This is a genomic window from Lacibacterium aquatile (assembly GCF_042683105.1).
GTDB classification, from domain to species: domain Bacteria; phylum Pseudomonadota; class Alphaproteobacteria; order Elsterales; family Elsteraceae; genus Lacibacterium; species Lacibacterium aquatile.
Window position 1 is genome coordinate 338,883 of record NZ_JBHUIP010000001.1, and the last position, 8,529, is coordinate 347,411.

Sequence of the window (8,529 nt, forward strand, 5' to 3'; positions counted from 1 at the left end):
GGGCGGTGTCTGTCGGCGGAAACTCAAAGGTGGGGGCTTACGCCCCCTGATTGAGCTCCACGTTCAGGCACAGCGACCGCAGTTCCTTAACGAGAACGTTGAAGCTTTCCGGAATGCCGGCTTCGAAGTTGTCATCGCCACGGACGATGGCTTCGTAAACCTTGGTACGGCCCGACACGTCGTCGGACTTGACCGTGAGCATTTCCTGCAGCGTGTAAGCCGCACCGTAAGCTTCAAGCGCCCAGACTTCCATTTCACCGAAGCGCTGACCACCGAACTGCGCCTTACCACCCAGCGGCTGCTGGGTAACGAGGCTGTACGGACCGATCGAACGGGCATGGATCTTGTCGTCGACCAGGTGATGCAGCTTCAGCATATAGATGTAGCCGACAGTGACCTTGCGATCGAACGACTCGCCGGTGCGGCCATCGAACAGGGTCATCTGACCCGAACCATCGATGCCTGCACGGCTGAGCATGCCGACGATATCCTCGTCACGTGCGCCGTCGAACACGGGGGTCGCGAACGGAATACCGCGCGAGAGGTTACCGGCCAGCTCGAAGGTTTCTTCCTTCGAGAGCGGCTGGATGTCCTCGGCATAGTCCTTCTCGCCGTACACGTCCTTGAAGTAGTCGTGCAGCTTGTCGGTTTCGCCGGTCTTCTTGCACTGGTCGAGGATCGCCTTGACCTGACGGCCGAGGTTCGCCGAAGCCCAACCAAGGTGGGTCTCGAGAATCTGACCGACGTTCATGCGCGAGGGCACGCCCAGCGGGTTCAGCACGATATCGACCGAGGTGCCGTCTTCCAGATACGGCATGTCTTCGACCGGAACGATGCGCGACACGACACCCTTGTTGCCGTGACGACCGGCCATCTTGTCGCCCGGTTGAAGCTTGCGCTTCACGGCAACGAAGACCTTAACCATCTTCATGACGCCCGGGGGCAGTTCGTCGCCGCGCTGCAGCTTTTCGACCTTGTTCTCGAAACGCTTGTTCAGGCGATCGATCGAGTCGTCGAACTGCTTCTTCAGAGCTTCGAGATTATCCATCACCGCATCATCGGCAACGGCGATCTGACGCCACTGACCGAAGGTGAGGCCCGACAGGGTCTCGTCGTCAACCGGCGCGCCGGCCTTCACGCCCTTGGGGCCCGAAGCGACGATCTTGCCGATCAGCAGCTCCTTCAGGCGGCTCTGGAACGAGCGCTCGAGGATGACGCGTTCGTCGTCGCGATCCTTGGCGAGACGTTCGATTTCCGCGCGCTCGATGGCCATCGCGCGCTCGTCCTTATCGACGCCGCGACGGTTGAAGACGCGGACTTCAACAACGGTACCGGTGACGCCCGGCGGAACGCGCAGCGAGGTATCGCGGACGTCCGAGGCCTTTTCACCGAAGATGGCGCGCAGCAGCTTTTCTTCCGGCGTCATCGGCGATTCGCCCTTCGGCGTCACCTTACCGACCAGAATGTCGCCCGCCTTCACTTCGGCACCGATATAGACGATACCGGCTTCGTCGAGGTTCTTGAGGGCTTCTTCGCCGACGTTCGGAATGTCGCGGGTGATGTCTTCCTGGCCCAGCTTGGTATCGCGGGCCATCACTTCGAATTCTTCGATGTGGATGGAGGTGAAGACGTCTTCCGAAACGATGCGTTCCGAGATCAGGATCGAATCTTCGAAGTTGTAGCCGTTCCAGGGCATGAACGCGACGAGCACGTTACGGCCGAGGCCCAGTTCACCCAGCTCGGTCGACGGGCCATCGCCCATGATGTCGCCGGCCTTCACCACGTCACCGACCTTAACAAGCGGCTTCTGCGTGATGCAGGTGTTCTGGTTGGAACGCTGGAACTTCGCCAGATTGTAGATATCGACGGCCGAGGACGAAGCCGCAGTGGCTTCGGTCACACGGACGACAACGCGGGTCGCGTCAACCTGATCGACGATGCCCGAACGGCGGGCAACGATGGTCGAGCCGGAGTCGCGAGCGACGGTGGCTTCCATGCCGGTGCCGACCAGCGGGGCTTCGGCGCGCAGAAGCGGCACGGCCTGACGCTGCATGTTCGAGCCCATCAGCGCGCGGTTCGCGTCGTCGTTCTCAAGGAACGGGATGAGCGCGGCGGCGACGGAGACGAGCTGCTTCGGCGAGACGTCGATGAGGTCGATGTCTTCCGGACGGGCAACGATATATTCGCCCGAACGGCGCGACGGGATCAGTTCGTCGACGAAACGGCGCTGGGCATTCAGTTCGGCGTTCGCTTCCGCGACCGTGAACCGGCCTTCTTCCATCGCCGACAGATAGACGACGTCGTCGGTGACGGTGCCGTCCTTGACCTTGCGGTACGGGCTTTCGATGAAGCCGTACTGATTGACGCGGGCATAGGTCGACAGGCTGTTGATCAGACCGATGTTCGGACCTTCAGGGGTCTCAATCGGGCAGATACGGCCATAGTGGGTCGGATGCACGTCGCGGACTTCGAAGCCTGCGCGTTCGCGGGTCAGACCGCCCGGCCCAAGCGCCGAGAGACGACGCTTGTGGGTGATTTCCGAAAGCGGGTTGGTCTGGTCCATGAACTGCGACAGCTGCGAGGAGCCGAAGAATTCGCGGACGGCAGCGGCAGCCGGCTTCGCGTTGATCAGGTCATGCGGCATGACGGTGTCGATATCGACCGACGACATGCGCTCGCGGATGGCACGTTCCATACGCAGGAGACCCAGGCGATACTGGTTCTCCATGAGCTCGCCGACCGAACGGACACGGCGGTTGCCGAGATGGTCGATATCGTCGATTTCGCCACGGCCGTCCTTCAGGTCGCACAGGACCTTGAGGATCGACAGCACGTCGTCCTTGCGCAGAACGCGCATGGTGTCCGGCGCTTCGAGACCCAGGCGCGCATTCATCTTCACACGACCGACGGCCGAGAGATCGTAACGCTCAGAGTCGAAGAACAGGCTGGCGAACAGCGCCTCGGCGGTTTCCAAGGTCGGTGGCTCGCCCGGACGCATGACGCGGTAGATGTCGATCAGCGCGTCTTCACGGGTCTTGTTGCGGTCGATCGCCAGCGTGTTCCGCATGTACGGACCGACGTTGATATGATCGATATTGAGGGTCGGCAGCTCGGAGATGCCCTGATCGGTCAGCTGCTCCAGCAGCGCCTCGGTGATCTCGTCACCGGCTTCGACATAGATCTCGCCGGTCTGCTCGTTGATGATGTCGGCGGCGACATAACGCGAGACCAGTTCTTCGGTCGGAACCAGAACCTGCTCCAGACCTTCCTGGGCCAGCTTGGTTGCCGTGCGCGGAGTGATCTTGGTGTTGGCCGGGACACGGACTTCGCCGGTGGCGGCGTCGATCAGGTCATAGGCCAGCTTCAAACCCTTATAGTCTTCAGCCTTGTAAGCGACCTTCCAACCACCGGCGGCGCGGGTGAAGTTGACGGTCTTGTAGAAGCTCTGAAGAATTTCTTCGGCAGTCATGCCGGTCGCTTCGAACGGAGCGAGCGTCAGGCCTTCAGCCTTCTTTTCATCGCGCAGCAGGGCGGTCGCGGCACTGTCGAGGGCCAGCAGCAGCGTGGTCGCAGGCAGCTTGCGGCGGCGGTCGATACGGACATAGACGATGTCCTTGGCGTCGAATTCGAAATCGAGCCACGAACCGCGATACGGAATGACGCGGGCAGCGAAGAGATACTTGCCCGACGAATGGGTCTTGCCGCGGTCGTGATCGAAGAACACACCCGGCGAACGGTGCATCTGCGAGACGATAACACGCTCGGTACCATTGATGATGAAGGTACCCTTTTCCGTCATGAGCGGCATATCGCCCATGTAGACATCCTGTTCCTTGATGTCACGGATCGAACGGGCACCGGTGTCTTCGTCGATATCCCACACGACGAGACGCAGGGTTACCTTGAGCGGAGCCGCGAAGGTGATGCCACGCTGCTGGCACTCATCCACATCGTACTTCGGCTCTTCGAGTTCGTAGCGCACGAACTCGAGCTGCGAACGCTCGGAGAAATCCTTAATCGGGAAGACGGAACGGAAGACCTCTTGCAGGCCCACGCTCGAACGGTCTTCCGGAATGACATCCATCTGGAGGAAATAATCGTAGGAGCTCTTCTGCACCTCGATCAGGTTCGGCATCTCGATAACTTCGGGAATCCGCCCGAAGCTTTTCCGGACCCGCTTACGCCCCGTGAATGACATCGCCATTGAATGCTGTCCCTCGAATACAGTGTAAAACCACTGAGGAGACGGCCCAAACGCTTAAGGAACCTATGTGCCGCGCCGCCGTTTGCGGGGCTTGTCTCGTTCCAGAAACGCAAGATAACCAACGCGAGAGGCTACCCCCTTGCGCTGGCGAACCGTTTGTTTACCTCATGCCGTCTAAGACGGCAACGGCCCGTTCACTATTTCTAGCGAACGGGCGCGCATACCAGACCCGCAAGCCCCGCCCCTCTTTTAAGGACGAGCGGTGTTTGCGGAAAGGCCGGGACCAGCCCGGCCCTTCATTACTTAACGTCGACCTTGGCGCCGTTTTCTTCCAAGACCTTCTTAATCTTGGCGGCTTCGTCCTTGGACACGCCTTCCTTAACGGGCTTCGGAGCGCCTTCGACCAGGTCCTTGGCTTCCTTGAGGCCCAGGCCGGTGATGGCGCGGACTTCCTTAATCACGTTGATCTTCTTGTCGCCAGCGTCGACGAGGATCACGTTGAATTCGGTCTGCTCTTCAGCAGCGGCAGCGGCAGCGCCCGGAGCGGCAGCAGCAACAGCAACCGGAGCAGCGGCGGTGACGCCCCACTTTTCTTCGAGCATCTTCGCCAGTTCGGCGGCTTCCAGAACGGTCAGCGACGAGAGATCGTCAACGATCTTGGCCAGATCAGCCATGTTAGTTCTCCAACTAGAAAGATAGATAAGGTTGTTCGATAGGGAACGGCTTACGCCGCTTCACTCTTCTCGGCATACGCCTTGACAACACGAGCCAGCTGGCTGGCAGGCGCCTGGACCACGGCAGCAACCTTGGAGGCCGGAGCCTGCAGGACGCCAATGATCTTGCCACGCAGTTCGTCAAGCGACGGCAGCGTAGCGAGGGCCTTCACAGCGTTCGCATCGAGCGGCTTGCCCCCAAGGGAGCCACCGACGATGGTCAGCTTGTCGTTCGTCTTGGCGAACTCGACGACGATCTTTGCTGCAGCAACGGGGTCAGCCGAATAGGCCAAAGCCGTCGGACCAACCAGAAGCTGCGACAAATCTTCGTACGACGTGCCGGTCAGGGCGAGCTTCGCGAGCCTGTTCTTGGCAACTTTGAAACTTGCACCGGCTGCCAGCATTTTGCGACGCAGGTTGGTGACCTCGGCGACCGTCAGACCCTTTTGCTGGGTGACGACGACGAGCCCTGCGCCTGCGAGCGCTGCGTTCAGCGCGGATACCAGTTCCTCTTTTCCGGAACGGTCCACGGGTTCTCTCCGATACCAAAGCCGACTGCCCTTTTGAGGCTTTCGGCTTCATGACACGAGGATCGACGGTTGCCCGCCGATCCGGTTCGCCTGTCCCAGAGCGTCAACCGAGGGATAACCCATCGAAGGGCCTTACCTCAATTTCATCTCTGTCTCTCGCCGGCTGGATTATTAAGCCGCCCCTTGCGGAACGGCGCCGACGGTCTTGGACAGGGCGGAGCTTCTTTTGACGGAAGCTCCAAAAACCGGCCGGGTTTCCCCGACCGGTAACTGGTGCAAAAGTCTTAGGCCGACGCCAGGGCGCCGATTTCGACCTTCACGCCCGGGCCCATGGTCGAGCTCAGGCTGATCTTCTTAATGTAGGTGCCCTTCACGCCGGTCGGCTTGTTGCGGTTGATCGCACCGACAAAAGCCTGGACGTTTTCCAGCAGAGCCTGCTCCGAGAAGGAGGCCTTGCCGACGCCAGCGTGAACGATACCGGCCTTTTCGGCGCGGAACTGCACCTGACCGCCCTTGGCAGCCTGAACGGCAGCCGCGACGTCGGTGGTGACAGTGCCGAGCTTCGGGTTCGGCATCAGGCCGCGCGGGCCGAGGACCTTACCCAAACGACCGACCAGGACCATCATGTCCGGGGTCGCGATGCAGCGGTCGAATTCGATCTTGCCGCCCTGGACGATTTCCAGGAGGTCTTCCGCGCCAACGACGTCGGCACCAGCAGCCTTGGCTTCGTCAGCCTTGGCGCCGCGGGCGAACACGGCAACGCGCATCGTCTTGCCCGTGCCGTGCGGCAGGGTGACGACACCGCGCAGCGCCTGGTCGGCCTTGCGGGGATCGATGTTGAGGTTCATGGCGATTTCGATGGTTTCATCGAACTTCGCAGCAGCGCGGCCCTTAATCAGCTTCACAGCTTCTTCAAGAGCGACGGTGTTCTTGGCCGAGATGCCTTCGTAGGCGGCCTTCAAGCGCTTACCAGCCATCGGTCCTACTCCACCACTTCCAGGCCCATGGAACGGGCGGAACCGACGATCATCGAGCTTGCGGCTTCGATATCGTTGGCATTGAGGTCAACCATCTTCTTCGCGGCGATTTCGCGGATCTGCGTCATCGTCACCTTGCCAACCATCGCGCCCTTACCGGGGGTGGTCGTGCCCTTTTCGATGCCTGCTGCCTTCTTCAGGAAGTAGGTGATCGGCGGGGTCTTGGTGATGAAGGTGAAGGTACGGTCGCCGTAAGCGGTGATGACCACCGGAACGGGCATGCCCACTTCCATCTGCTGGGTCTGCGCGTTGAACGCCTTGCAGAACTCCATGATGTTCAGGCCGCGTTGACCCAGAGCCGGACCGATAGGCGGCGAAGGGTTCGCCTTGCCTGCCGGCACCTGCAGCTTAATATAGCCGACAATCTTCTTTGCCATTTTTCCCTCTCGTTACAGAGACGATGAGGCGCGGTTCGGCCATGGCTGACCTCCCGCGCGTTTAAACACGCTTTACGGAGTTGAAGGTCAGACCTTCTCCACCTGCGTGTATTCCAATTCGACCGGGGTCGAGCGACCGAAGATCGACACCGCGACCTTGAGGCGCGAGCGTTCTTCGTCGACTTCCTCGACAATCCCGTTGAACGAGGCGAACGGGCCATCGGCCACGCGGACGCTCTCGCCGATCTCGAAGCGCACCGACGGACGGGGCTTCTCGATACCTTCGCGCACCTGGCGCATGATCCGCTCGGCCTCGGCATCCGAAATCGGCGAAGGCTTGCCCTTGCCGCCCAGGAAACCTGTGACCTTCGGGGCCGAGGTGACGAGATGCCAGGTACGGTCGGTCATCTCCATCTTCACCAGCACATAGCCGGGAATGAGCTTGCGCTCGGAGTTGACCTTCGCGCCACGGCGCACTTCGATCACTTCTTCGGTCGGAACCATGATCTCGCCAACGAGATCTTCAAGCCCCTTCTGCTCGGCACCCTCGCGGATGGACTGAGCGACCTTCTTCTCGAAACCCGAATAGACGTGAACCACGTACCAACGATGCGTCATCTTCTAGTTCCCCAGACCCAGGATCCATTTGACGCCATGCGACAGGATCTGATCGACGACAAAGAAGAAGATTGCGGCGGCAAAAACCATCGCGAACACCATGCCGGTGCTGATCAGCGTCTCCTTGCGGGTCGGCCAGGAAACGCGCTTGGCTTCCTGCTGTACCTGCTTCAAGAAAACGGCCGGTGAGGTCTTCGCCATTATCCCGCTTCTCTCTCTTCGTCTTCAAACTATGAGCGGTGGGCCTTCCGTCGCCGGACTGCCCACCGCCCTGGAAATCTCTTGCCTAAGCTACGACGCCTTTTCAGGGCCGCGGAAGTTGGCAGGAGCAGAGGGGATCGAACCCCCAACCCCCGGTTTTGGAGACCGGTGCTCTACCAGTTGAGCTATGCTCCTCCAGATGGGGCCGCTCATATAGCAGCGGCCCCATAAGTGCGCAAGAGTTACTTGCGCTTACGCTTAGGCTAACTACGCCAGGATCTTGGCGACGACGCCGGCGCCGACGGTACGACCGCCTTCGCGAATAGCGAAACGGAGACCTTCGTCCATGGCGATCGGTGCGATCAGCTCGACATCCATCGAGATGTTGTCGCCCGGCATGACCATTTCAGTGCCCTCGGGGAGGGTAACCGAACCGGTCACGTCGGTGGTGCGGAAGTAGAACTGCGGACGATAGTTGGAGAAGAACGGGGTGTGACGACCGCCTTCTTCCTTCGTCAGAATGTAGGCTTCCGCCTTGAACTTCGTGTGCGGCTGGATCGAACCCGGAGCAGCCAGAACCTGGCCACGTTCCACGTCTTCACGCTTGGTGCCGCGCAGCAGCGCGCCGATGTTGTCGCCCGCTTCACCGCTGTCCAGCAGCTTGCGGAACATTTCAACGCCGGTCACGGTGGTCTTAACCGTCGCCTTCAGGCCGACGATTTCGATTTCTTCACCGACCTTCACGATGCCGCGTTCGACACGGCCGGTCACAACGGTGCCGCGACCCGAGATCGAGAACACGTCTTCGATCGGCATCAGGAACGGACGATCCTTCGGACGTTCCGGCTG

General features: G+C 60.5%; 8 protein-coding genes and 1 tRNA gene. All 9 read right to left on the reverse strand.

The genetic code is table 11. The features are described 5' to 3' along the window. Positions 1–37 precede the first annotated feature (37 nt). A complete protein-coding gene (gene rpoB / locus ACFSM5_RS01665) occupies positions 38–4,204 on the reverse strand; it encodes a DNA-directed RNA polymerase subunit beta (protein ID WP_379874480.1) in 4,167 nt (1,388 codons plus the stop codon). A gap of 299 nt (positions 4,205–4,503) precedes the next feature. Next, entirely contained in the window at positions 4,504–4,878 is a 375-nt protein-coding gene (gene rplL, locus ACFSM5_RS01670) for a 50S ribosomal protein L7/L12 (RefSeq protein WP_379874481.1), read from the reverse strand. 50 nt (positions 4,879–4,928) lie between these two features. Continuing rightward, the gene (rplJ, locus tag ACFSM5_RS01675; protein WP_379874482.1) at positions 4,929–5,447 is read right to left on the reverse strand and encodes a 50S ribosomal protein L10; all 519 of its coding nucleotides are present in this window, start codon (positions 5,445–5,447) and stop codon (positions 4,929–4,931) included. Positions 5,448–5,731: 284 nt separating this feature from the next. After that, positions 5,732–6,424 (reverse strand): 50S ribosomal protein L1, encoded by a 693-nt coding sequence (rplA, locus tag ACFSM5_RS01680; protein ID WP_379874483.1) that lies wholly within the window; start codon positions 6,422–6,424, stop codon positions 5,732–5,734. 5 nt (positions 6,425–6,429) lie between these two features. Then, entirely contained in the window at positions 6,430–6,861 is a 432-nt protein-coding gene (gene rplK, locus ACFSM5_RS01685; protein ID WP_379874484.1) for a 50S ribosomal protein L11, read from the reverse strand. A gap of 87 nt (positions 6,862–6,948) precedes the next feature. Then, a complete protein-coding gene (gene nusG, locus ACFSM5_RS01690; RefSeq protein WP_379874485.1) occupies positions 6,949–7,479 on the reverse strand; it encodes a transcription termination/antitermination protein NusG in 531 nt (176 codons plus the stop codon). Positions 7,480–7,482: 3 nt separating this feature from the next. Next, entirely contained in the window at positions 7,483–7,680 is a 198-nt protein-coding gene (gene secE / locus ACFSM5_RS01695) for a preprotein translocase subunit SecE (protein WP_379874486.1), read from the reverse strand. 119 nt (positions 7,681–7,799) lie between these two features. After that, a tRNA-Trp gene (locus ACFSM5_RS01700) sits at positions 7,800–7,875 on the reverse strand. Positions 7,876–7,947: 72 nt separating this feature from the next. Beyond that, positions 7,948–8,529: EF-Tu C-terminal domain-related protein (locus tag ACFSM5_RS01705; protein ID WP_379874487.1), on the reverse strand; the 582-nt coding region annotated here is incomplete at its 5' end.